The 22,206-nt window shown below is 70.8% G+C and carries 18 protein-coding genes and 2 pseudogenes; 10 read left to right on the forward strand and 10 right to left on the reverse strand.

Features of this window, described 5'->3' with window-relative positions; all coding sequences use genetic code 11:
* The first annotated feature begins 284 nt into the window (after window positions 1-284).
* From FNH08_RS08850 to FNH08_RS08870, 5 genes are all read left to right on the forward strand, one after another.
* The gene (locus FNH08_RS08850) at window positions 285-1,277 is read left to right on the forward strand and encodes a substrate-binding domain-containing protein (protein ID WP_152770846.1); all 993 of its coding nucleotides are present in this window, start codon (window positions 285-287) and stop codon (window positions 1,275-1,277) included.
* A gap of 82 nt (window positions 1,278-1,359) precedes the next feature.
* Entirely contained in the window at window positions 1,360-2,895 is a 1,536-nt protein-coding gene (locus tag FNH08_RS08855; protein ID WP_152770847.1) for a sugar ABC transporter ATP-binding protein, read from the forward strand.
* Between the two features lie 7 nt (window positions 2,896-2,902).
* Window positions 2,903-3,919, forward strand: coding sequence for an ABC transporter permease (locus tag FNH08_RS08860; protein WP_152770848.1), 1,017 nt, complete (start codon window positions 2,903-2,905; stop codon window positions 3,917-3,919).
* A 48-nt stretch (window positions 3,920-3,967) separates the two neighbouring features.
* Complete coding sequence (locus FNH08_RS08865) at window positions 3,968-5,056, forward strand: zinc-dependent alcohol dehydrogenase family protein (protein ID WP_152770849.1); 1,089 nt, start codon at window positions 3,968-3,970, stop codon at window positions 5,054-5,056.
* Entirely contained in the window at window positions 5,049-6,335 is a 1,287-nt protein-coding gene (locus tag FNH08_RS08870) for a DUF4380 domain-containing protein (RefSeq protein WP_152770850.1), read from the forward strand. The genes FNH08_RS08865 and FNH08_RS08870 overlap by 8 nt, the downstream gene beginning before the upstream one ends.
* Before the next feature lie 23 nt (window positions 6,336-6,358).
* Here FNH08_RS08870 and FNH08_RS08875 read toward each other — a convergent pair.
* Window positions 6,359-6,675, reverse strand: a pseudogene (locus tag FNH08_RS08875) (transposase); the annotation flags it as partial.
* Between the two features lie 76 nt (window positions 6,676-6,751).
* A complete protein-coding gene (locus FNH08_RS08880) occupies window positions 6,752-7,693 on the reverse strand; it encodes a TIGR03619 family F420-dependent LLM class oxidoreductase (RefSeq protein WP_228033993.1) in 942 nt (313 codons plus the stop codon).
* A 170-nt stretch (window positions 7,694-7,863) separates the two neighbouring features.
* Between FNH08_RS08880 and FNH08_RS50660 the strand changes: the two genes are divergently transcribed.
* Window positions 7,864-8,367: a hypothetical protein gene (locus FNH08_RS50660; RefSeq protein WP_194238428.1), complete on the forward strand. Its 504-nt coding sequence runs from the start codon at window positions 7,864-7,866 to the stop codon at window positions 8,365-8,367.
* Between the two features lie 139 nt (window positions 8,368-8,506).
* Window positions 8,507-9,544, forward strand: coding sequence for a helix-turn-helix transcriptional regulator (locus FNH08_RS08890; protein ID WP_152770851.1), 1,038 nt, complete (start codon window positions 8,507-8,509; stop codon window positions 9,542-9,544).
* Here the strand turns inward: FNH08_RS08890 and FNH08_RS08895 are convergent.
* Window positions 9,537-9,990: pseudogene (locus FNH08_RS08895) on the reverse strand (acyl-CoA dehydrogenase family protein); the annotation flags it as partial. The gene FNH08_RS08890 and the pseudogene FNH08_RS08895 sit on opposite strands and share 8 nt — an antisense overlap.
* Before the next feature lie 1,067 nt (window positions 9,991-11,057).
* On the opposite strand from FNH08_RS08895, the gene FNH08_RS08900 reads away from it, so the two are divergent.
* Complete coding sequence (locus tag FNH08_RS08900; protein WP_152770852.1) at window positions 11,058-12,434, forward strand: MFS transporter; 1,377 nt, start codon at window positions 11,058-11,060, stop codon at window positions 12,432-12,434.
* A gap of 29 nt (window positions 12,435-12,463) precedes the next feature.
* Here the strand turns inward: FNH08_RS08900 and FNH08_RS08905 are convergent, their stop codons facing one another.
* The 4 genes from FNH08_RS08905 to lnt all read right to left on the reverse strand — a co-directional run bounded on the left by FNH08_RS08905 (window position 12,464) and on the right by lnt (window position 17,504).
* The gene (locus FNH08_RS08905; RefSeq protein WP_152770853.1) at window positions 12,464-14,377 is read right to left on the reverse strand and encodes a helix-turn-helix domain-containing protein; all 1,914 of its coding nucleotides are present in this window, start codon (window positions 14,375-14,377) and stop codon (window positions 12,464-12,466) included.
* A 100-nt stretch (window positions 14,378-14,477) separates the two neighbouring features.
* Complete coding sequence (locus FNH08_RS08910) at window positions 14,478-15,278, reverse strand: 3-hydroxybutyrate dehydrogenase (RefSeq protein ID WP_152770854.1); 801 nt, start codon at window positions 15,276-15,278, stop codon at window positions 14,478-14,480.
* Between the two features lie 60 nt (window positions 15,279-15,338).
* A complete protein-coding gene (locus tag FNH08_RS08915; RefSeq protein WP_152770855.1) occupies window positions 15,339-15,812 on the reverse strand; it encodes an NUDIX hydrolase in 474 nt (157 codons plus the stop codon).
* 78 nt (window positions 15,813-15,890) lie between these two features.
* Window positions 15,891-17,504, reverse strand: coding sequence for an apolipoprotein N-acyltransferase (lnt, locus tag FNH08_RS08920; RefSeq protein ID WP_322724050.1), 1,614 nt, complete (start codon window positions 17,502-17,504; stop codon window positions 15,891-15,893).
* Window positions 17,505-17,708: 204 nt separating this feature from the next.
* Here lnt and FNH08_RS08925 point away from each other — a divergent pair, with 204 nt between their 5' ends.
* Entirely contained in the window at window positions 17,709-18,791 is a 1,083-nt protein-coding gene (locus FNH08_RS08925; protein WP_322724053.1) for an O-antigen ligase family protein, read from the forward strand.
* A gap of 9 nt (window positions 18,792-18,800) precedes the next feature.
* On the opposite strand, the gene FNH08_RS08930 is transcribed toward FNH08_RS08925, so the two are convergent.
* Complete coding sequence (locus FNH08_RS08930) at window positions 18,801-19,361, reverse strand: hypothetical protein (protein ID WP_152770856.1); 561 nt, start codon at window positions 19,359-19,361, stop codon at window positions 18,801-18,803.
* Window positions 19,362-19,464: 103 nt separating this feature from the next.
* A complete protein-coding gene (locus FNH08_RS08935) occupies window positions 19,465-20,250 on the reverse strand; it encodes a glutamate racemase (protein ID WP_322724054.1) in 786 nt (261 codons plus the stop codon).
* Between the two features lie 70 nt (window positions 20,251-20,320).
* Here FNH08_RS08935 and FNH08_RS08940 point away from each other — a divergent pair, with 70 nt between their 5' ends.
* A complete protein-coding gene (locus FNH08_RS08940) occupies window positions 20,321-21,478 on the forward strand; it encodes a glycosyltransferase (RefSeq protein ID WP_152770861.1) in 1,158 nt (385 codons plus the stop codon).
* Window positions 21,479-21,545: 67 nt separating this feature from the next.
* Here the strand turns inward: FNH08_RS08940 and FNH08_RS08945 are convergent.
* The coding region (locus FNH08_RS08945) for a TerD family protein (protein WP_456114946.1) at window positions 21,546-22,206 on the reverse strand (661 nt) is incomplete at its 5' end.

A 22,206-nucleotide genomic window follows, 5' to 3' on the forward strand; every position in this document is an offset into this window, starting at 1 on the left:
TGGCCTTTGTAGGGGCTGGGCGATGATCGGCGCCGCGACGCATCGGCACCCGCGAGATCAACAGTCGATAACCGGCACGCCGCCGACCGAGCCGCGCCGCTGACCCCGCTCCTCCGATCCCAGGCAGAGGCCGCGCGGGGCCGCGCCAAGCCGGACAAGCATTGAGAATTAATAATGATTAATTCTTGACGTGGCTGAAAGTCGCTACCCATACTCGGAGCACACACCGCAGTGCCCCGATCTGCACTCCTTGCGGTGATTGCCCTTCGGTCTGGAGTGTTGCTATGAGCTTGGCCAGACATCGGACATGGCACGTCCTCATCCTCACCCTGGTCCTGACAGGGCTCGCCGCGACCGGATGCGGTGGCCGCGTGGGTGAGGGCGGGCGAGTGGGGCTGGTCTATATGGACGCCCAGGGCTACTACGCCGGTGTACGCAAAGGCATGCTGGACTCCTCGCGGAAGCTGGGCGAGGACGTGCAGATCCTCGAGATCAACGCTCAGGGCGATGCTTCGAAGGAGAGCAGGTTCGTCGACACGGTGAGCTCGGCGGGTGTGAAGGCGCTGGTCATGTCACCGGTTTCCACCACTGCCTCGATCCCTGCGGTAAAGCTCGCCCACGACAGCGGCGTCAAGGTGATCTGCTACAACACCTGCCTCACCGATGAGGCGACCCGCAAGTACGTCAGCGCCTGGATCCTCGGCGACCCGGTCAAGTTCGGGGAGTTGGCCGGGGCGAAGGCCGCAGAGTACTTCGTCTCCCGCCACATCACCGCCCCGCGGATCGGCGTCATCAACTGCGAAACGGTCGAGGTTTGTCGACAGCGCCGGGCCGGCTTCGAGAGGGCGCTGTTCGCCCGGCTCCCCAAGGCCCGCATCGTCGCCAACCAACAGGGCACGACCATCGACTCCGCGGTCCAGGTCGCCGACCGGGTACTGACCGCGCACCACGGCCTCGACGCCTTTTACGGCGAGTCCGGCGGCGCGACGATGGGGGCCGTCAAGGCCGTCCGTCAGCGCGGCCTCATCGGCAAGACCGTGGTCTTCGGCAGCGACATGACGACCGACCTGGCCCACGAACTGGTCGACAACCGGATCCTCAAGGCCGATGTCGACATCTCGGGGCGGGTCGTGGGCAAGCTGGCCGCCCGCACGACGGCACAGGTGATCAGCGGCGAGAAACTCGGCTCTCAGATCGTCGCGGCGCCGGTCGAGCTGTACTCCACCCCCCGCCAGGCACGGAAGTGGCTCGACACGCACCCTGACGGCCTGCCCTGACCGGCACTGAGCCCGTGGTCGGCAGCGCGCGCCGGGACCAGGGCCGAATCCGTCTCTCCCCACCCGCACCCGTGGAGACACCATGACGTCATCCGACCTCGCACCGGGCCGCCCGGTTGGCCCCTCGGTGGCAACCGCGACCGGACTGTGCAAGCAATACCCCGGCGTCCGCGCCCTCGACTCCGTCGACTTCACCATCCACAGTGGCGAGGTACGGGCCCTGCTCGGCCGTAACGGCGCCGGCAAGTCCACCCTCATCCGCCTGCTGTCCGGCGTGGAGACGCCCGACGCGGGTGAAGTGGTCATCGGCTCAGAGCCGCTGGGCGACGGCGGAGTACGCCGCGCTGCCGAACTCGGTGTGGCCACGGTGTACCAGGAACTCAGCCTGGTCCCCGAGATGACCGTGGCGGAGAACCTCTTCCTCAACGAGTGGCCCAGGCGCGGCGCTGCCGGGATCGACTATCCGCGCATGCGACGCGAGGCTGCCGAGGTACTCGGCGAACTGGAGGTCGCGGTCGATCCCGATGCGCTGGTGGGCACACTGCCGCTGGCGGAGCAACAACTGGTCGAGATCGCCCGGGCGGTGCGCCGCCGCCCCCGGCTGCTCATACTGGACGAACCCACCAGTGCGCTGGCGGCCGAGGAGGCACATACCGTGCTGTCGGCCGTGCGCAGGATCGCCGACTCGGGTGTGGCGGTCATCTACGTCAGCCACCGGCTGGACGAGATCCGCCAGGTCGCCGGGAGTGTCACCGTCGTACGCGACGGACAGGTCATCGACACCGTCGATGTGCGGGATGCGACGACGGCGCAGATCGTCGCGCTGATGCTGGGCACCACCGTCAAGGAAGCCACAGCGCTGGAACCCCGGACGGTGGACCGGGCCCGCACCCCGTTGCTGTCCGTGCGGGGGCTGATACTGCCGCCGAAACTGCACGGAGTCGACCTCGACCTCTACGCCGGCGAAGTGCTCGGCATCGGCGGTCTGCTCGGCTCCGGGCGCAGCGAACTGCTGCGCGCCATCGCCGGATTCGAGCCCAGGGCGGCGCGGGTGATCGAGGTGGACGGGGTCCGAGTGGCCCGGCCCACGGCCGCGGCGATGAAGAAGCTCGGCCTGGGTATGACCCCGGAGGACCGCAAGGGCGCGGGCATCGTCCCGATGCTGGGCGTGGGCGAGAACATGACGATGTCGTGGTTCGGCGGCGTCAGTCGGCGCGGCAGCATCTCACCCGACCTGGCCGAGCGCGCCGGGCGGGATCTGGTGGAGCGGCTCTCGGTGAGGACACCCCGGCTCTCCACCCCGATCGTCAACCTCAGTGGCGGCAACCAGCAAAAAGCCGTGATCGGCCGGTGGCTGCATGCCCGCAGCCGCATCCTGCTGCTCGACGAGCCGACCCGCGGCGTCGACGTCGAGGCGAAGCAGCAGATCTATCGGTTGGTCCGCGAACTGGCCGGCAACGGGGCAGCCGTGGTCTTCGTCTCCGGCGAACTGGAGGAGCTGCCCCTGGTGTGCGACCGGGTCGTGACGCTGCAACAGGGCCGGATGAACCGCGAGTTCACCGCCCCCGACATCACCCTGGACAACATCATGGCCGCCACCATGGCAGTGGAAGTGTGAGGCACCCATGTCTTCGTCGACGATTCTGACCAACAGGCCCGGCGGGTCCTCCGCCAAAAGGGCCGCGACCTCCCGGCACCTGCTCCACCTCAACGAGCTGGGGCTCCTCGCCGCCATCGTCGTGCTGTACATCGCGTTGAGCACAGGTGCCGCAGGGTTCCTCGACACCGAGAACCAGCTGGGTATCCTCCGCGACGCCGCGAGCGTGGGCATTCCCGCGCTCGGAGTGACCCTGGTGATCATCGCCGGAGAGATCGACATCAGCATCGGCCCGGCCGTGGCCTTCGCCTCGGTCATCTTCGCCAAGGGAGCCTCCGACTGGCATCTGGGCATCGCCGGAGCCCTGGTTCTCACCCTGGCGGCGGGCCTCTTGTGGGGGGCCTTCGCCGGGTGGCTGCGGGCCCGGTTCGCGGTCCCCTCCTTCATCGCCACACTCGGGTTGTGGAGCGCGCTCGGCGGCCTCGCCCTGTATGCGACGGACGCGCTGCCCGTCCCGCTGCCCGCCTCCTCCTTCGTCGACAGTCTCGGTGGCAAGGTCCTGGGAGTACCCACTCCTGCGGTCGTGCTCATCATGCTCTTCTTCGTCTTCTGGTACATAGCCCGCCGCACTGCCTACGGTCGTTCCGTCTACGCCACCGGCGGCAACGCCGCGGCCGCTCAACTGGCCGGCATCCCGATCCAGCGCATCCGGGTCATGCTGTTCGCCACGACCGGCGTGCTGGCCGCGCTGACCGGCATTCTCCTGGCCGCCCGGCTGGGTTCAGGCAACGGCGGCGCCGCAGCCGGGCTGGAGTTCGACGTGATCGCCGCAGTGGTCATCGGCGGCACAGCCCTGGCCGGTGGACGCGGGAGCCTGATCGGGACGATGCTCGGCGTCATCTTCATCAGCGTGATCGCCAACGGCCTGGTGCTGCTGGGCGTCAACCCCTTCCTGCAGAACGTCGTACGCGGCGCGATCATCGTCGCCGCGGTCCTCGCCAACGTGATCATCAGCAGGCGGGGGAACGCCACGCGCGTGGCATGAACACCCGCGCCAATCTCCCGCACTTCCGCCCCACCATCAGGGATCTTCATGAGCACCACCGCCTCATCCTCTCTGCCCGCCACGATGCGCGGCGTCTATCTGCCCGGGGACAGCACCGCTTCGGTGCGCTCCGTCGCGGTTCCGGAGCCCGGTCCGGGCCAGGTCCTGCTACGGGTCGGTGCGGCCGGCATCTGCGGCAGCGACATCGGCTACATCTACCGGGAGCACAAAACGCACCGGGGTATCGAGGGCCCTGCCTACCGAGGTGTGATCGCCAGCCATGAACCGTCGGGCACCGTGGTGGCCACCGGACCAGGAGTGCGCGCGTTCGGTGTCGGCGACCGGGTGGTGGTGTACCACATCGCCGGGTGCGGCCGCTGCGACGTCTGCCGCCGCGGCTACTTCATCAACTGCGCCTCCCCGGAGCGGGCCGCCTACGGCTGGCAGCGCGACGGCGCCGCCGCCGACTACCTGGTCGCCGACGAGTCGACGCTGATCCCGCTGCCCGATGAGCTGAGCTTCGTCGACGGCGCGCTGATCGCCTGCGGCTTCGGCACCGCCTACGAGGGCATCCGCCGGATAGGCGTCAGCGGAGACGACGACCTGCTGGTAGTGGGCCTGGGGCCGGTTGGGCTTGCCGCCGGCATGATCGGCCGCGGCCGCGGCGCCCGGCGCGTCATCGGGGTGGAGCTGTCCGAGGAACGGCGTGCGTGGGCCGACAGGCTCGGAGTGTTCGACGCCACCGTAGCGCCCGAGGAGGCCGGCCCGGTCGTCGCGGAGCTGACAGGCGGCCAAGGCACGAGTACCGCGATCGACTGCTCGGGAAGCCGCCCGGGGCGTTCCACAGCCATCGAGCACCTCGCTGAGTGGGGCCGGCTGTCGCTGGTAGGAGAAGGCGGCACGCTGGAGACCGAGGTGTCGGATGCGTTGTTGCACAAACAGGTGACGATCTTCGCGTCCTGGGTGACCTCTCTGCCCGCGATGTCGGAGCTGGCCCGCAGCCTGGTGCGTTGGGGGATGCGACCGGAGAGCGTGGTCAGCGACCGGTACGCCCTCTCCGATGCGGACACGGCGTTCCGGCTCGCGGCCGGGGCCGGCCGCGGCAAGGTTGTCCTGGTGCCGGATCTCGATGACTGAGCGGACGAACGACCAGGCGCTGCGCGGAGACGGGGTAGAGGTGGTCCGCAGCCCGGTCGGCCCCTACGAACTGGTCCGCCTCGACGCGGGACCGATACAGCTCACCGCAGTGCCGGCGCTCGGCGGTCGGATCCTGTCGTTGACGCTGCACGGCCGGGAATTCCTGTACCGGAACTCGCGGTTGCTGGACGAGAGCCTGCGCCCGCGCCCCGGCATTCAGCCAGTCCCGCAGGACGGTCCGATGTCGGCCTGGCTGAACTGGGGTGGGGACAAGACCTGGCCCGCACCGCAGGGCTGGGACGGACCCGGCCAGTGGGCGGGCCCGCCGGACCCGGTCCTGGACTCAGGACCGTACGGGCTGCGGCTCACAGTCGAGGGGCGAACAGCCCAGGCGGTCATGACCAGCGGCGTCGAGCCACGGACAGGTCTGCGCATCGAGCGCCGCATCAGGGTCACTGCCGGGCGGACGGCCTTCACGCTCGAGAACACCTTGACCAACGCATCGGACCGGCCCCGCCGGTGGGCGGTGTGGAATGTGACCCAGCTGGCGGGTACGGCTCCGGGGTCCTACCCCGCGGGCGGTGTCTACGTGGGGACCGCCGGTTCCGGACGTCCGGAGACGGTCGGCCTGATCGCGGGCACCGGCCGCCCGCACGTGCACCGCACCAGCCATGGCGTGCTGCACGTACCGCACCAGGACGTGGTCGGCAAGGTGGGGTTCCCTGACGCCGCCGGATGGCTGGCGCATGTCGCTCCGCAGGGCACGCTGACCCAGCGGTTCGAGGTCTCCCCTGCGGCCCGTTACCCCGACGCCGACTCGCGGGTCGAAGTGTGGCTGGAGCATCCGCTGCATGCGCCCCTGGAGCACTTGGGGGGCTTGCAGCCCCTGGACCGGGTCGTGGAGTGCGAGGTGTTGGGCCCTCTCCAGGAGCTTGCTCCCGGGCAGTCGACGCGGGTGACCGTGGAGATCGGCGTGGGCGCCGCCGTAGGCCCGGTCGAGGCGGCGACATCCTGGGGCTTCTGGTCAAAGCTCCCCCGGCTGGAGGACGGGCGGCTGGTCGGGGTATTCGTGCCGTTCCGGTGCGGGTTCCTGACGGCACGTCCGTCCAGGGGAGGCGGTGAGCCGGTCCGGTGCGGCACGCTGGTCGCGGGGGAAGCTTGTGCGTTCGATACCCGGCCGGGCCGGCTCGCGGCGGGCGCGATGGTCATCGCCTTGGCGCCGGACGGCTCGGATGCGACGACGGTCGGCTCTCTCGATACGCAGCAATCCAAAGGGTAATCATTGATTCCCCATGCGGTCTGTCAGGCCGCGGGGGCACTGGGCGGGGTGGGTTCGTAGCACCGCCCATCGCGTAGGAGTGCCCAGAGGACGCTCACGCGGCGTCGGGCAAGGGGGAGCACGGCTTGGATGTGGCGCTTGCCTTCCCAGAATCGCGGGGCACTGGAGCGACGCCGCCGAAGCCGGCGAGACGGTCGGCGGTGCCGAAGACTGTCATGTCGCCGCCGGTGGCGGCCAGGAACTCAGCGCCGAGGATGACGCCCAGACCGGGCATGCTCGTGACCACCTGGTTGAGATCGATCACCTCCTTCGCCAGCATGTGCACCAGCTGCGCGGCCAGCGTATGACGGCCCCGGCTGTCATGCCGGTGGGGTGTCACCGCGCAACCCACCGGCCGGACCGGGGCGTCCGCGCCGTCAAGCAGTGAGCGCTTCCACGCGGCGCATCACGTCACGGCAGAACGCGCCGATCGCGTCCGGGTCGTCGATGAACTGGTTCGGCTTGACGCAGAACGTGGTGAAGCCCTGTTCCACCTGTTCCGGGATACTCGCGAGCGCCGCACCGAGGTCCGCGGTGGAGTGGTCGTCGGGGAACGTGGCCTGGGTACCGCCGATCATCTCCAGCTCGGCGATGTCCCGGCCGGCCGCGGCCAGGGCGTCCTTGAGCACCTGCATGTCCTGCGGTGTCGGCCGGCCCAGCGGATGGAAGCCGTGGCCGTACTGCACGAGCCTGCGCAGCACGGGGCCGTGCAGGCGCTGACCGCCGAACCACAGCCTCGGACCCTCGGGACGGAATGCCTTCGGCTCGAAGTAGACGTCGCGGAACGGGTAGTGCTCGCTGTCGTGAGAGATCGGGGACGGCCCCCAGGCCTTCGCCCAGACCTCCAGGTGCTCGTCCAGCAGCCGACCTCGCCTTCCGAAAGGCACTCCCAGGGCGTCGTACTCGTCCTTGCTCCAGCTGACCGTGGGCTGCACCAGCAGCCGCCCGTCGCTGATCAGGTCCAGGGTGCCCAACTCCCGTGCCATGAGCAGCGGATGGCGCAGGGGCGCCAGCACCGCGGCGGCGGCCAGACGCAGGCGCTCGGTGACGGATGCGATGGCGGCGAGCAGCAGCAATGAGTTGGGCCAGGGGGTGTACGGGTCCTGGTTGCCCGGGAGGGCGTAGTCGCGGGGGTTGCCCATGATGCCGTCGGCGGCCGCGTCCGGGCCCAGCACGATGTGTTCGCTGACCATGACGGAGTCGAATCCGGCGTCCTCGGCCTCGCGGGCCCACCGCACGGCGGCGGGCAGGTCGGCCCGGCCGCCGGTCAGGGTCCAGTTCTCGCTGAGGACGAGCAGCATGCGGGGCGTGTCGGTCAATGTGGGCATCCTTCGCTTGCGGCGGCCGTGACGGCGCCGAGACGTCATGTGACCCGAACGTTGTGGGGTGGGATCGTGCGGTGGGGCCGGTGCGGCCGACGGCAAACCGGCGACGGCTGCACCGACAGTGCTTGGGAAGGTCCTGGAGGTTGTCCGCGCCCTCAGCGCTCGTGGACGACGCGTCCGTCGAACACCGTCATTTCCACCTCCGCATCCGTGATCGCGTGCGGGTCCAGGTCCAGCAGCGGGCGGTCCAGCGCACACAGGTCCGCGACCTTGCCCTTTCCGCCGAGCTCCTCGTTGGTCCACTTCGCGGCGGCCTCCCCGAGCAGCGTGCCGCCCTTGAGGAACTGACCTGGATGTCCGCGCTCTGGTGCTCCAGCGAGCCGCCATACGTCACCCAGATCAGCCCCGCGTCCAACGCCCTCTTGGCGATCGCCTCGTCGGCGCTGCTCGCGCCGTCGTCCGGTGCGGAGCAGCCTGCGATGGCCAGCGCGGTGGTGGCGGCAACGCCTGCGGAGAGAGCCAGGAACTGCCGATGTGAGGCCGAGGAAGAGTACGGGGCTCTGGTCATGGCGGGGCTCTCCGTGGGATCGCGGCCCGATACAGCTGCGTCGGACGTCCGGCTGTTGCCGAACAGGAAAGACCCGGGCGTCCCGCCCCGCCATCCGTAGAAATACCGACTGGCCGAGAGGCCCGGCAGCGACCAACGGGAACCCGGTCACGAACGGCGAGCGCCTTGCCCGGCCGTCCCGGAACCCATATCGTTAGGAGTCAAACGATACCCGTGGTCGTGGGTTTCCGGAGGCCCGCATGCTCAGCCACCATCAGCTCGCGGCAGCGACCTGCATCGGCATGCTCACCCGCGAACGCGACACCGCTTCCGCCTGCACCCAGGCGCTGCACGAACTCGGCCGCGCCCTGCCCCTCGACGCGGCCACGCTGCTCACGATCGATCCGATCACCGGAGCTCACCTGCAGGTCGCGGGCATCAGCTACACCGCCATGACGTCCGAGTCGCTGGCCGCCGAGTTCGTCTCCACACCCTGGCACGCCAACGTCGTACGGCAGACGCTTCCGCCGTCCATCACCGAGGACGCCGAGGACGCGGCGTCCGTCGGGCAACACTTCCGCAACGGCTCGTTCTACGCCGAGCGGGTCCGGCCGGCCGGGTTCCGTGACGCGCTGACCGGCGCACTGCGTCACCACGGCCGTCTGGTCGGTCTGGCCATCCTGTCCATCGAGGGATCGGGCACGTGCGACACGGGGGCACACAGCCTGCTCGCCTCGGTCCTGCCGGCGCTGGGTGCACTCGCGGATCCGACAGCCCGCACCGGTGACCTGCACGACCTTCCGGCGGACGCGGGAGCGAACCTCGTCACGGCCGAGGACATCATCGACCTCCCGGACCGAAACCCTGCCGAAGTCCTGGGCGACGACGCATTCGGACGTCTAGTGGAGGCGTTCGCCGACTCGGGCGGCCTGCGGTTGCGGGTCCTGTGGCCGGTCGGACAGGGCTGGAACCGTGTGCTGCTGCGCCGGTGCACGGCAGGATCGCCCCTCGCACGAAGGGCGGTTCTGGTGTCCGAGGCGCCCACGCAACTGCCGTACGGCCTGAGCCCCCGTGAGCTGGAAGCACTCACCCGGGCCGCCAGGGGCCAGACCAACCAGGCCATCGCCCAGGCGCTGTTCCTGTCCCCGCGGACAGTGCACAGCCGTGTCGAGCACATGCTCCGCAAGACTGGCTGCGCCTCACGCGCCGAGGCCACAGCCCTCGCCGTACGCGACGGTGTGCTGAGGCCCAGCCCAGAAGACCTGGAGCACTTCGTCGAACGGATGCCCGTCACCTGAGAAGGCGGAGGGCAGGCACCAGCTGTCGGCACACGTGTCGCCGTCGACCGCATCCTTTCCGATCGCGCCCAGGAACCGAATCGCCCATGCCCTCGTCGGCGATCATCAACGGGCCGTCGCGGAAGTAGCGTTCGACGTCGAACTCGGTGGAGCAGCCGCAACCGCCGTGGATACGGACGGTGTTGAGGGCGATCCGCATGGCGGCCTCGGAGGCCAAGAGCTTGGCCGCCCCCGCCTCCATGTCGCCCGACGGCGGCATCCGCCTCCCGGGCCGCGTACAGGGCCGGCTGCCCGGCCGAGGTCAGCGAAGTGGTCATGTCCGCACGGTAGTTGCCGATCGACTGGTGCTCCCAGATCGGCTTGCCGAACGACTCCCGCTCCTGGGCGTCGGCGTGGGTAGGGGCGTGGGCGTCCTCCAGCACAGCACGGCCGACACCGAGGGGGCGGACTTGGGTACGAAACCAAGATCGGGGCCATTTCCGGCCCAAGTCACTGCCGCCGCCCACGGAGGTCCCGTTTCCGCAGATCAGGGTGGGCGCCTCGTGTGTACCACGATGAGACGACGAATCTGCTGGCACCCCCAAGTCGCAGTCCTCCATGGATCGGCTGGTGACACTCCCCCCGGCCTCGTCACCTCCCTGCAGGGCCATACGCCGAAACCCTCACGCCGCGACCTCAGAGAAGCCGGACCGAGTCCGGAGCCATTACTCGTCCGGCCACCACACAGCCGGCAAGGACCACCACAGGCCACAGACGGCCACACTGGAATCGTCCACCACCCGGAATCCGGCGCCCCACGTACCCGTCAGCGATCGCAGAGCTCGAGCCGGCACCCGATCGCCTCCCGCTCACCAGCCACCAGACCTCAGGCATTCTCACAGGTCAACGCCCCTCGATGTGCTCCCGCGGCACTGCCGGCAGCTTGGGGCAGGCAGCGGATCACCATCGCACCCACCGAGCCTGCCCTTCCGCCCCTGGTCGGCAAGCGCGGCACCGAGTTCACCGACGGCGTCGACGGCCTCAAGCGCTGGCCCAACAGCCGAGCCCACGCAGCCTCCGGCAATACCGGCCTCGACTGACCGCCCCGGAATGGGTGACGACCGCCGCCCGGCCGACCACCAAGACGACCCTGCGAGGGAGCAAGACAGAGGGGCCCCGGCTGCTCAGTGGCGGGCTACCGGAGCAGCAAACACGAGGAGGCAGTCACCTACCGAGCCTCGCCCGATCAGTCCCAAAGGCCGGAGTTCAACGCTGCGTAGTCAGCACCAAGTCAGCACGGGAGTCAGCACGGCACCGCCAAATCGCCTCCAACTACGCCTCTCGGACAGTGGTCGCTTCCGCCCCATGCGGGCCTCTGAACCCCCGCTTCACACCGCTTCTCGACGAGGCATGGAGCCCGCACGCATAACCTGACCCAGAACTATGTTGCCCTACCACATGTGCGCCTGACCTGCGGTTTTCTACCGTGTGCCGATACCTGCCCGTCCCCACCGCACACGAGGAAGTGGCGCACATGGCCTCCGGAACCACCGCTCCCCCACCACCCGCGAACCTCCGTCGCATCGTCGCCGCCAGCCTCATCGGCACCACCATCGAGTGGTACGACTTCTTCCTCTACGGTTCTGCCGCCGCACTCGTCTTCAACAAGCTCTTCTTCCCGGACTCCGACCCGCTGGTGGGCACCCTGTTGTCGTTCCTCACCTACGCGGTGGGGTTCGCGGCGCGCCCGCTCGGCGCTCTGGTGTTCGGGCACTACGGCGACCGGCTCGGCCGCAAGAAACTGCTGGTGCTGAGTCTGCTGCTGATGGGCGGGGCGACGTTCGCGATCGGTCTGCTGCCCACGCACGCCACGATCGGGACGGCGGCGCCCGTGCTGCTGACCGTGCTGCGACTCGTGCAGGGCTTCGCGCTCGGAGGCGAGTGGGGTGGTGCGGTACTGCTCGTGTCCGAGCACGGGGACGCGCGGCGCCGGGGGTTCTGGGCCTCGTGGCCGCAGACCGGGGCGCCCGCCGGTCAGCTCCTCGCGACCGGCGTGCTCTCCCTGCTGACGGCCTTGTTGTCGGACGCGGCCTTCACGGCTTGGGGCTGGCGGGTCCCGTTCCTGCTCTCGGGTGTGCTCGTGATCGTCGGTTTGTGGATTCGTCTTTCTGTCGATGAATCGCCGGTGTTCAAGCAGGCGCTGGCGCAGGCAGAGGCACGGAAGGCGGACACCGCGGCCGAGAAGCTCCCGTTGGTCGCCGTGCTGCGGCACCACTGGCGGGACATCCTGGTCGCGATGGGCGCGCGCATGGCCGAGAACATCAGCTACTACGTGATCACCGCCTTCATCCTCGTGTACGCCACCACGTCGGCCGGGGTCTCGAAACAGACGGCGCTCAACGCGGTCCTCATCGCGTCCGCGGTGCACTTCGCCGTCATCCCGCTCTGGGGCGCGCTGTCCGACCGTGTCGGTCGCCGACCGGTGTACCTGCTGGGCGCGGCCGGGGTCGGCCTGTGGATGTTCCCGTTCTTCTCGCTCATCGACACGGGCGGCTTCGGCAACCTGATCGTCGCCGTGACCGTGGGCCTCGTCCTGCACGGCGCGATGTACGCCCCGCAGGCGGCCTTCTTCTCCGAGATGTTCGCGACCAGGATGCGTTACTCGGGCGCCTCCATCGGCGCCCAGTTCGCTTCCGTCGCCGCGGGAGCACCTGCCCCGCTCATCGCGACCGCGCTGCTGTCCGACTACGGCGACTCGACGCCGATCGCCCTGTACGTGATCGCGGCGGCCGTGCTGACCCTGATCGCGGTGGGTGCCGCGAAGGAGACACGCCACCGTGACCTGGCCGACGTCACGGTGCCGACCGGAGCGGAGCCGGCCGTGCCCCGGACGCCGGACGCCCGCGTCTGAACGGGGCGGGTACGTACGGGATGCGGCGCTCAGCGCTGGGCCGGTGACGACAAACGCCGTAGCCGCAGGGCCAGTTGGACTTCCAGCACGCGCTCGGGGCGTTGCCAGTCCTCGCCGAGCAGCCGCCCCACCCGCTCCAGCCGCTGGGCGACCGTGTTCACGTGCACGTGCAGTGCGTCCTTCGTACGGACCGGGCTCATACCGCAGGCGAAGTACGCGTCGAGGGTGCGCAGCAGATCCGTACCGCGCCGTTCGTCGTACGCGATGACCTCGCCGATCGTACGTTCCACGAACCCGAGGATGTCCCGGTCCCCCGCCAGCAGCAGCCCCAGGAACCCGAAGTCCTGGGCCGCGGCGCCGTCTCCCGTCCGGCCGAGCAGCCTCAGAGCCTCCAGACACCGCAGTCCCTCGGCGTAGGCGGTGGCCACGGTGTCCGGGTGGGTGGCGAGGTCCTCGACCGGGGCGGAGGCGCCGACGGTGACGGCCTCGTGGACGGCCGCGCCGAGGTGACCCGCCGTACGACGGGCCAGCTCCGTGGCCGTGTCGTCCCCGTCGAGGGGCAGCAGCAGGACGGTGCCGCCGTCGCGGGCCGAGGCGAGTCCGTGCCGCGTGACCGCGAGGTGGGTGGCGGCGGACCACAGCCGGCGGCGAGCCGCGGCCTCCGCGTCGGCGTCGGCCGCCGGGCCGTCGAGGCGAGCGGCCAGCACCACGTGGGTGGCGTCGAGGTCGGCGTCCAGCCGCGTCGCCCGCTCGCGCAGCAGCCGCGGGTCCCGGTCGCGCGCGTCGAGCAGATCGTCCAGCAACTCACCCCGTACGCGCTGTTCGGCCTCGGAGGCCGAGCGTCTGGCGAGCAGCAGCAGCGAGGTGACCATGGCGGCACGCTCCAGGGTGCGCTGGTCGACGGGGTCGAGCCCCGGGTGTCCGCGCAGGACCAGTGCGCCGAGCAGTTCGCCGCCGCCCGTGACGGCGGCGATCCAGTCGTCGCCGTGCCGTACCGCGTGGCCCTCGGCGCGGGAGGTCTCCAGGGCGGGGCCGGGTGCGGCGCCTTCCTCCGCGAACTCCACGGTGCCGCCGAGCACCTGGGAGACGGCCGCGGCCACGTCGTGAACCCCGCCCCCGCGCAGCACGAGCTCGGCGAGCCGGTCGTGGATCTCGGAGGCACGCTCGATGACTCCGCTGCGGTCCCGGATGATCTCGTTGGCCCGCTCCAGGTCGGCGAGGGCCGAGCGGGTCTCGGTGAGCAGGTTCGCGGTGTCGATGGCGGCCGCCGCGAGGGCGGCGAACGAACCCAGGAGGGCGATCTGCTCCCGGTCGAAGACCCGTTCACGCCGGTCGGCCGCGAAGAGCACTCCGATGACATGGGGCCCGAGCATGAGGGGCACCCCGAGGATCGCCACCAGCCCCTCGTCCCGTACCCCCGCGTCGATGGTCCGGGTGTGCTGGAAGCGGTCGTCCTTGAAGTAGTCGTCGGTGACATAGGGGCGGGCGGTCTGGGCGACGAGTCCGCCGAGCCCCTCCCCCATGCCGAGCCGCAGCTGCTGGAAGCGTGCCGCGACCGAGCCCTCGGTGACCCGCATGTACGTGTCGCCCTCGTCCGGGTCGTTCAGGCTGAGGTACGCGACATCCGTGCCCAGCAGTGAGCGGGCGCGCTGGACGATGGCCCTCAGCACCGCGTCCAGGTCCTGCAGCCCCGCGAGGTCGTGCGCGGTCTCGAAGAGTGCGGACAGCTCGGCCTCGCGGCGGCGCCGTCCCTCCATCTCGGACCGCACGCGCAGCGCCAGCCGTTGGGCGTGTTCCAACGCGGCGACACGCTCGGGCGGCATGCCGTCGGCGCGGGCGCGGAGCACGGGCTGCTCGTACGCGTCGAGGGACGCGCCCCTGGCCAGGAGCTCCAGGAACGGCGTCTCGACGCTGTCGGCGGACTGGATGTGATCGCGGGACATGAAGACAGGATCACTCATCGCTCGGACACGCCCGCCGGCCCTGTGGAAAACTCGGTCCGCCCGCTCGGCGCACGGCTGTGGACAACCCGGAACCCTCTGGTCAGTGCGCTGTCCAGCCGCCGTCGAGCACCAGGGACGTGCCCGTCATGAAGGACGCCTGTGGGGCACACAGGTACGCCACCGCCTCCGCGACCTCCTCCGGCTCGATGAGCCGCTTGACCGCGCTGTCCGTCAGCAGCACCTCGGACAGCACCCGCTCCTCGGGGATCCCGTGCGCCCGGGCCTGGTCGGTGAGCTGCTGTTCGACCAGGGGCGTACGCACATAGGCGGGGGCAACACAGTTCGAGGTCACACCGTGGGGGGCGCCTTCCAGGGCCACGGTCTTCGAGAGCCCTTCGAGGCCGTGCTTGGCGGTCACGTACGCCGACTTGAACGCCGAGGCGCGCAGCCCGTGGACCGACGACACGTTGACGATGCGCCCCCACCCCTGCCCGTACATGTGGGGCAGCGCTCCGCGGATGAGCCGGAAGGGTGCCTCCACCATCACGGTCAGCACGGTGTGGAAGACGTCGGGCGGAAACTCCTCGACCGGACGCACCAGTTGGAGCCCGGCGTTGTTCACGAGGACGTCGGTGCCCGCGGCGGCCAGTTCCGCCGCGTCCAGGTCGGTGAGGTCCAGGACGTGCGGTTCCACGGTGCCCGCGAGCCCCCGGGCCCGGTCGGCGAGTGCCGCCAGGCCCTCGGCGTCCCGGTCGACAGCTCGCACCTTGGCTCCGGCACCGGCGAGCCGCAGCGCGCACGCCCGGCCGATGCCGCCCGCGGCGCCGGTGACGAGCGCGGTGCGGCCGCCGAGGTCGAGTGAGGTGGTGTGGAGCCCCGGAGGGGCGAGGGGCGCGGTCATGCCGCGACACTAAGGTCCGCCCACACCCCGACCGATATGGTCAGGGCCCACACTTCTCTCTCAGGTCATAGGGTCGAACCACGTGGGGCCGTCGGACATGGCCTGCTTGATCCGGAGCAGCCCGAACTCGTTCAGCTCGGGCAGCGCGGCCACCTCGAACCAGCCCACCTCCAGCGACTCGTCGTCGTTGACGCACGCCTCCCCGCCGACTGCCCGGCACAGGAACGTGGTGTCCATGTACTGGCAGAGGTCCCCGTTGCCGTACCGCACGGGACCCACGGCCTGGACGACGACGACCCGCTCGGCCACGCACCGCACCCCGGTCTCCTCGAAGACCTCCCGCACGGCGCAGGCCGCCGGCTGCTCCCCCGGCTCCGGGATACCGCCGAGCACCGACCACTCGCCCGTGTCCGACCTGCGGTTCAACAGCACTCTGCCCTCGTCGTCGAAGACGATGGCGGTGACTCCGGGGAGCCAGAGCAGCTGGTGGCCGATGGAGGTCCGCAGCTCGCGGATGAAGTCAGGAGTAGGCATGAGGCGACCCTAACGGCCCGGTGGGCGGCCACCCGGCATGTTCCGGCCGGGTTCCGGCCGCGCACGACCGGCGTACGGCTACACGCCACCGGCGCGCCGCTGGCGCACTCCGGTCACGACGGCCCATCCGAGCCCACCGGCCGCGACGAGCACCAGAAGTACCTCCGGCAGCACCCCGAGGCGGGTCGCGGGGGTTTCGGAGGAGCGCAGGGGCACCTTCTGGACCAGCGAGTCCGCGACGAACATGCCCGTCTTCTGGGTGATCTCCCCGTCCGGCATGATCATGGCACTGACTCCGCTGGTCACCGGCACGGTGACGGTGCGGCTGTGCTCGACGGCCCGGATGCGGGACATGGCGAGCTGCTGGTAGGTCATCTCGCTGCGGTCGAACGTGGCGTTGTTGCTCGGCACCGAGATCATCTGCGCGCCGTCGGTGACCTCGGAGCGCACGGCCCAGTCGAAGGCCGCCTCGTAGCACGTGACAAGGCCGACCTTGGCGCCGTCCATGGTGAACACCCCCGGCTTGCTGCCCCGGCTGAAGTCCTGGCGGACCATGGAGGTCCACTCACTGTTGATGGCACCGATCATCGACCGCAGCGGGAGGTACTCGCCGAAGGGCTGTATCTGCCGCTTGTCATAGGTGTCGGTGGGGCCCTTCTGCGGGTCCCACAGGATCTGCTCGTTGTAGAGCTTGCCCTTCTTCTCGACCACGCCGCCGACCGAGATGGGGGCGCCGATCGCCTTGGCGGCACCGTCGATGACGGCGTACGCGTCGGGGTTGCTGAACGGGTCGATGTCGGAGGAGTTCTCCGGCCAGAGGACGAAGTCCGGCTGGGCGACCTTGCCCGCCCTGACCTCGGCGGCCAGCCGCTCGGTCTCGCGCACGTGGTAGTCGAGCACGGCCCGGCGCTGGGAGTTGAAGTCGAGCCCCGCGCGCGGGACGTTGCCCTGGACGACGGCGACGGTCGCGGTGCCGTCCTCGGCCGCGTCACTCACCAGGGAACGGGCCCCGAGGGCACCGACCACGGGCACGGCCACACTCAGCAGCGCCACCGACGCGGCAGCCCGCCGTACGACATGGGTACGCCGCGCCTCCACGACGAGCCGCACGATCTCGTACAGCCCGAAGCCGCACAGCACGACCGCGAACCCGAGCACCGGAGTGCCGCCCAGCGCGGCGAGCGGCAGGAACACACCGTCGGCCTGCCCGAAGGCGATCTTGCCCCAGGGGAAGCCGCCGAACGGTGCACGTGCGCGTGCCGCCTCACCCGCGATCCACAGAGCCGCAGCCCAGACCGGCGCCCCGGGCAGCCTCGACACGACCGCGACGCCCGCGCCGACGAGCCCGACGAACACCGCCTCGATGACGACGAGCGCCAGCCACGGACCGGGCCCGACCTCCACACCGGTCCACACCAGCAGGGGCAGCAGGAACCCGAGCCCGAAGAGGTAGCCGAGCCCGAAACCGGCCTTCCAGGTACGGCCGCGCAGGACCCAGCCGAAGACCGCGAAGGCGGGCAGGGCCAGCCACCACAGGACGCGCGGGGGAAAACTGACGTACAGCAGCACTCCGGAGAGTGCCGCCGCGGCGGCGGGGAGAAGCCTGCGCGCCAGTCCGGCCACCCGCGATGGGGGCCCGGACTGGGGGTCGAGCTGTTCCGGCTCGCCCACGGATGTTGCGGTGGCGGTCACTCGGGGAGTCTACGGCGCATCACCGGACCGCGGACAGCGCGGTCCGCCCGTCACAGCGAGGCATCGCCCACACACAAGCCGCAACGTTCCTGCGCAACGCATCCACAAACCGGCACATCACCCGTTACGGTGTGCCCGAGCCTCTGACGTGCGGCCGGATCGGCCACGGCGGTCGGGGCCCGTCACAGTCGGGGGGACGACGGGGTGGGGTCCACGGAGACGGAGTCCACGGCCGGTGCGCCGGTCGAGGGTGAGAGACGAAACGTTTCGGACGTCACGGGCGTCCTCGTGCTCGGTGCGTGCGCGATCTGGTCACTGATCACGGCCACCGCGCACGGCGGCCGCCCGGAAGGCGTGTTGCTGGCGGTGCTGGCCCTGGCCGCGGGGTATGCGGCGGGCCGGATCTCCGGAGCACTCCTGCCCGTCGCGGCGCCCTGCGCCGCGTCCCTGGCCACGCTCGGTCTCGCGCTCGCCGCCCCGAACCCCGCGGCCGGCTCAGCACTGATCACCCCTCTCGACCGTACGGGCGCGACCACCGCGCTCCTGGCTCTGTCGGCGGGTGCCGCGTGCTGTGCGGCCTGGGCGGCCCGTGGTGGCGCACCGCGGTCGGCACTGCACCTGCTGGCGGTCGGGATCGCGGTCACCGCGGCCGTGCTGGGCTCGACCACGGGAAGTGCGGCCTGTGCCGTGGTGCTGCTGTATTCGCTCGCCGCCGCCCGGATGCGCCGCCGCGGCCCGGGACTCGTGGGCCTCGCGGTGGCCGCGGCCGTGGTGACAGGCGCGAGTTGGGCGGTCGCCGAGGACGCCCTGCCGGACGGGTTGACCGTCTCCCTGGAGGGCCAGCTCAGCCCGCACCGGGTGGGGCTGTGGCGTGACGCGCTGGCCATGGTCCATCAGGAACCCGTGCTCGGTGTGGGCCCGGGACGCTTCGAGGACCTCAGCCCGACGGTCGCGCAGTCGCTGGCACCCGACGGCAAGCCGCACTCCGCGCCGTTCCAGCTGGCGGCCGAGCAGGGCCTGCTCGGTGTGGCCCTGCTGGCCACGGTGTTCTGCTGGGTGCTGTACGCCCTGTGGCAGGCCGAGCGCCCCACGCCGGTCGTCCTCACGGCGGGTGCGGCCCTGACCGCGCTGGCGGTCGTCGCCGCGGTCGGGAACGCGCTGAGCTTCACCACGGTGACGGCGGGCGGGGGCCTGATCGCGGGGATCGCCACGGCCCGGCCGTTCGCGGAGGTGGGGGCGCGGCGCGCGGCCGAGCCGTCGAAACCCGGTGGTCTGCCCACTCCGTGACGGCTCGTGTCAGCGCGCCGTCCGGGACGAGGTCGGCCGTAGCCGGTCGCGGATCACCCGTACGGCGGACTCGGCGTCGTCCACCGTGATCGTGAACGTGTGGCCGTCCCACAGACGCAGCACGACGCCCTCGCCGCGGCGGACGACGACGGCCGTGCCCTTCTCGGGCCGCCAGCGGTAGCCCCAGCCGCCCCACTGGCGGGGCGTGACCCTCGGCGCGAAGTCGGCGCCGACCACCTGCGAGAGGGGGATGCGGCGGCGTGGCAGACCCATGTGGCCGCAGCGCACCTCGAGGTAGTCCTTGTCGACCTTCACGGCGACGTGCACGAACGCCAGTGTGCCGAACAGGACCAGCAGCCCCGCCGCGATGCAGCCGACGACCGACATGGCGAGCGGGGCGACACCCGACGTCCACGCGGAGTCGACGGCCAGCTCGATCCCGAGCGCCATGCAGGCGCATCCGCCGAGCGCCAGCAACCACTGGGCGCGGTTGGTCGCGCGCCCGACCCAGACTTCGGGACAGTCGGCACCCTCGGGGGTACCGCTCTCGCCGTGGGGATGGTCCCTCATGGCTTTGAGACTACTCAGGTTCCGCTGTGCGGGCACCAGGTTGCGGAGCGTCACTGCTCCATGGGGCGGACGGCGCGCGAGCCCCGCGCACCGTGGCCGGACCTCAGCGCGCGGGGCTCACCGACTGGAGGAGGCGGCCCTCCTCGTACGCCAGCGCGGCCGGCGGGAGCTGCTCTTCGCGTCCGCTGAGGATGACGGTGAGGGTGCCGTCGACCGGTGCCTCCGGGGCGGGCAGCTCGTTGATCCTGCGCAGGGCCTGGGCGGCGACTGCGACGGCCGAGCCGTGCAGGACGAGCGGCGGCAGACCCGGCTGCTGCACCGCGGCGCGGATGCGCTCGGCAACGAGTTCGTAATGGGTACAGCCCAGGACAACGGTCGTCACATCGGCCGGAGTGTGCTCCGCGGCCTCGGAGATCGCGGCCTTGATGGCCGCCTCGTCCGCGTACTGCACCGCCTCGGCCAGCCCGGGGCAAGCGACCTCTGTGACCCTCACGCCGTCGGCGAAGTCCCGGATGAGCCCCCGCTGATAGGGGCTGCCGGTGGTGGCGGGGGTGGCCCAGATGGCGACGGGTCCGCCTCCGGCCGCGGCGGGCTTGATCGCCGGTACGGTGCCGATCACCGGCAGGCCCGGTTCGAGACTGGCGCGCAGGGCGGGCAGCGCGTGCACGGAGGCGGTGTTGCAGGCCACGATCAGCGCGTCCGGACGGTGCCCGGCGGCTGCTTCGGCGACAGCGAGAGAGCGGGCCCTGATGTCCTCAGGAGTGCGCGGTCCCCAGGGCATGCCGTCGGGGTCCGACGAGAGGACGAGATCGGCGTCGGGTCGCAGTCGGCGTACCGCGGCGGCTGCCGCCAGCAGTCCGATTCCGGTGTCCATGAGCGCGATCTTCACCCGGGCACCATACCGGATCGGCCCCGACGGCCCAGCGCGGTGGGGCAGACTGCGACGCGTGAGTGCCGTCATGTGGACCGCTGTCGCATCACTGGCCGCCTGGCTGTGGCTGCTCCTCTGCCAGGGCTTCTTCTGGCGTACTGATGTACGCCTGCCGGCGCGCGACGAGCCGGACGCGTGGCCGGCGGTCTGCGTCGTCGTCCCCGCGCGGGACGAGGCGGCCGTCCTGCCCGAGAGCCTGCCCTCCTTGCTGACGCAGGACTATCCGGGGCACGCGGAGGTCTTCCTCGTCGACGACGGCAGTACGGACGGCACCGGGGAGCTGGCCCACGACCTCGCGCGGCGGCACGGCGGGCTGCCGCTGACCGTCTCCTCTCCCGGTGAGCCGCCCCCGGGCTGGACCGGCAAGCTCTGGGCCGTGCGGCATGGAATCGGGCTGGCACGCGCGCGTGAGCCCGAGTTCCTGTTGCTGACGGACGCGGACATCGCCCACGGCCCGGACAGTCTGAGGGAGTTGGTCGCGGCTGCGCGCACCGGCGGCTTCGACCTGGTGTCGCAGATGGCCCGGCTGCGGGCGGAGAGCCTGTGGGAGCGGCTCGTCGTGCCGGCCTTCGTGTACTTCTTCGCGCAGCTCTACCCGTTTCGCCGGATCGGTGTGCGGGGCTCGCGGACCGCTGCCGCGGCCGGCGGGTGCGTGCTGCTGCGGACGGACGCCGCCGAGCGTGCCGGCGTCCCGGACTCGATCCGCCAGGCAGTCATCGACGACGTGGCGCTGGCGAAGGCCGTCAAGGGCGGCGGGGGCCACATCTGGCTGGGTCTGGCGGAGCACGTGGACAGTGTGCGTCCCTATCCACGGCTGAACGACCTGTGGAGCATGGTCTCGCGCAGCGCCTACGCGCAGCTGCGGCACAGCCCACCGTTGTTGCTCGGCACCGTGCTCGGCCTCGCCGTGGTCTATCTGGTGCCACCGGTGGCGTTCGTGGCGGGTCTAGCCGCGGGGAGTACGGCGGCAGCGGTCGCCGGCGGGCTGGCGTGGCTGCTGATGACGGCGACGTACGTCCCGATGCTCCGCTACTACCGGCAGCCGCTCGTGCTGGCTCCGCTGCTGCCGTTCACCGCGCTGCTGTACCTCTTCATGACGGTCGATTCGGCGGTGCAGCACTACAGGGGGCGGGGCGCCGCCTGGAAGGGGCGTACGTACGCGAGGCCCGCTCCCGAGCAGCGGTGAGCCGCCCTGCGCTGTCGTCCGACGCCCGCGGGTCGCTTCCCGCCCGCGGGTCGCTTCCTGCCCGCGGTCACTTCCTGCCCGGGGTCCAGTTCATGCCCCAGCCGTAGGCGTGGTCGACCGTGCGCTGCGGGCTGACTCCGCGTTCGGGGACCAGGTAGCGGGCCTCGCGCTGGACGACCAGGTCGCCGTTCTGGTTGGTGATCAGGGCGAGCGCGCACACCGTGGAGGGGACCGTGCACTCGTCCAGCGAGAAGTCGACGGCCGCGCCGTGCTGCGGCTGGAGGGTGACCGTGGCGTGCAGGTCGGCGAAGGAGCGGGCGCCTTCGTAGATGGTCACGAAGATGAGGACACGCCGGAAGGCGTCCTTGTGGTCGAGGTTGATGGTGAGGTTCTCGCCGCTCGTCACCGCGCCGGTGCGGTCGTCGCCGTCGAGGTGGATGTACGGCGGCTGGTGCAGCGCGCCGAAGGCGTTGCCGAGCGACTGGATGACGCCCTTGCTGCCGTCGGACAGCTCGAACAGGGCGCACAGGTCCAGGTCGAGGTCCGCGTGCTGGGCCACGGGCCGGCCCAGCTTGGCAGCCCACCCGGTGAACTGCTTGTGCACCTGCCAGTTCAGGTTCACGCGCATGGCACCCGACGTGCCGCCCTGCTTGGTGAGGGAGACCGCCGGAGCCTCCTTCGTCAGGGTGACCTTGGTCAGACGGACCGGCGCCGGAGGCGCGGTGGGC

It is taken from the genome of Streptomyces spongiae (assembly GCF_009377185.1).
In the GTDB taxonomy this organism is placed as follows: Bacteria; Actinomycetota; Actinomycetes; order Streptomycetales; family Streptomycetaceae; genus Streptomyces; species Streptomyces spongiae.

What these genes read in the sequence shown, in the direction of transcription:
- FNH08_RS08930 (WP_152770856.1), bottom strand. Translation starts at nt 19,361, where the DNA reads ATGAGGGACCATCCCCACGGCGAGAGCGGTACCCCCGAGGGTGCCGAC.
- FNH08_RS08850 (WP_152770846.1), top strand. Translation starts at nt 285, where the DNA reads ATGAGCTTGGCCAGACATCGGACATGGCACGTCCTCATCCTCACCCTG.
- FNH08_RS08870 (WP_152770850.1), top strand. Translation starts at nt 5,049, where the DNA reads ATGACTGAGCGGACGAACGACCAGGCGCTGCGCGGAGACGGGGTAGAG.
- FNH08_RS08865 (WP_152770849.1), top strand. Translation starts at nt 3,968, where the DNA reads ATGAGCACCACCGCCTCATCCTCTCTGCCCGCCACGATGCGCGGCGTC.
- FNH08_RS08860 (WP_152770848.1), top strand. Translation starts at nt 2,903, where the DNA reads ATGTCTTCGTCGACGATTCTGACCAACAGGCCCGGCGGGTCCTCCGCC.
- FNH08_RS08855 (WP_152770847.1), top strand. Translation starts at nt 1,360, where the DNA reads ATGACGTCATCCGACCTCGCACCGGGCCGCCCGGTTGGCCCCTCGGTG.
- FNH08_RS08900 (WP_152770852.1), top strand. Translation starts at nt 11,058, where the DNA reads ATGGCCTCCGGAACCACCGCTCCCCCACCACCCGCGAACCTCCGTCGC.
- FNH08_RS08940 (WP_152770861.1), top strand. Translation starts at nt 20,321, where the DNA reads ATGTGGACCGCTGTCGCATCACTGGCCGCCTGGCTGTGGCTGCTCCTC.
- FNH08_RS08905 (WP_152770853.1), bottom strand. Translation starts at nt 14,377, where the DNA reads ATGTCCCGCGATCACATCCAGTCCGCCGACAGCGTCGAGACGCCGTTC.
- FNH08_RS08915 (WP_152770855.1), bottom strand. Translation starts at nt 15,812, where the DNA reads ATGCCTACTCCTGACTTCATCCGCGAGCTGCGGACCTCCATCGGCCAC.
- FNH08_RS08890 (WP_152770851.1), top strand. Translation starts at nt 8,507, where the DNA reads ATGCTCAGCCACCATCAGCTCGCGGCAGCGACCTGCATCGGCATGCTC.
- FNH08_RS08910 (WP_152770854.1), bottom strand. Translation starts at nt 15,278, where the DNA reads ATGACCGCGCCCCTCGCCCCTCCGGGGCTCCACACCACCTCACTCGAC.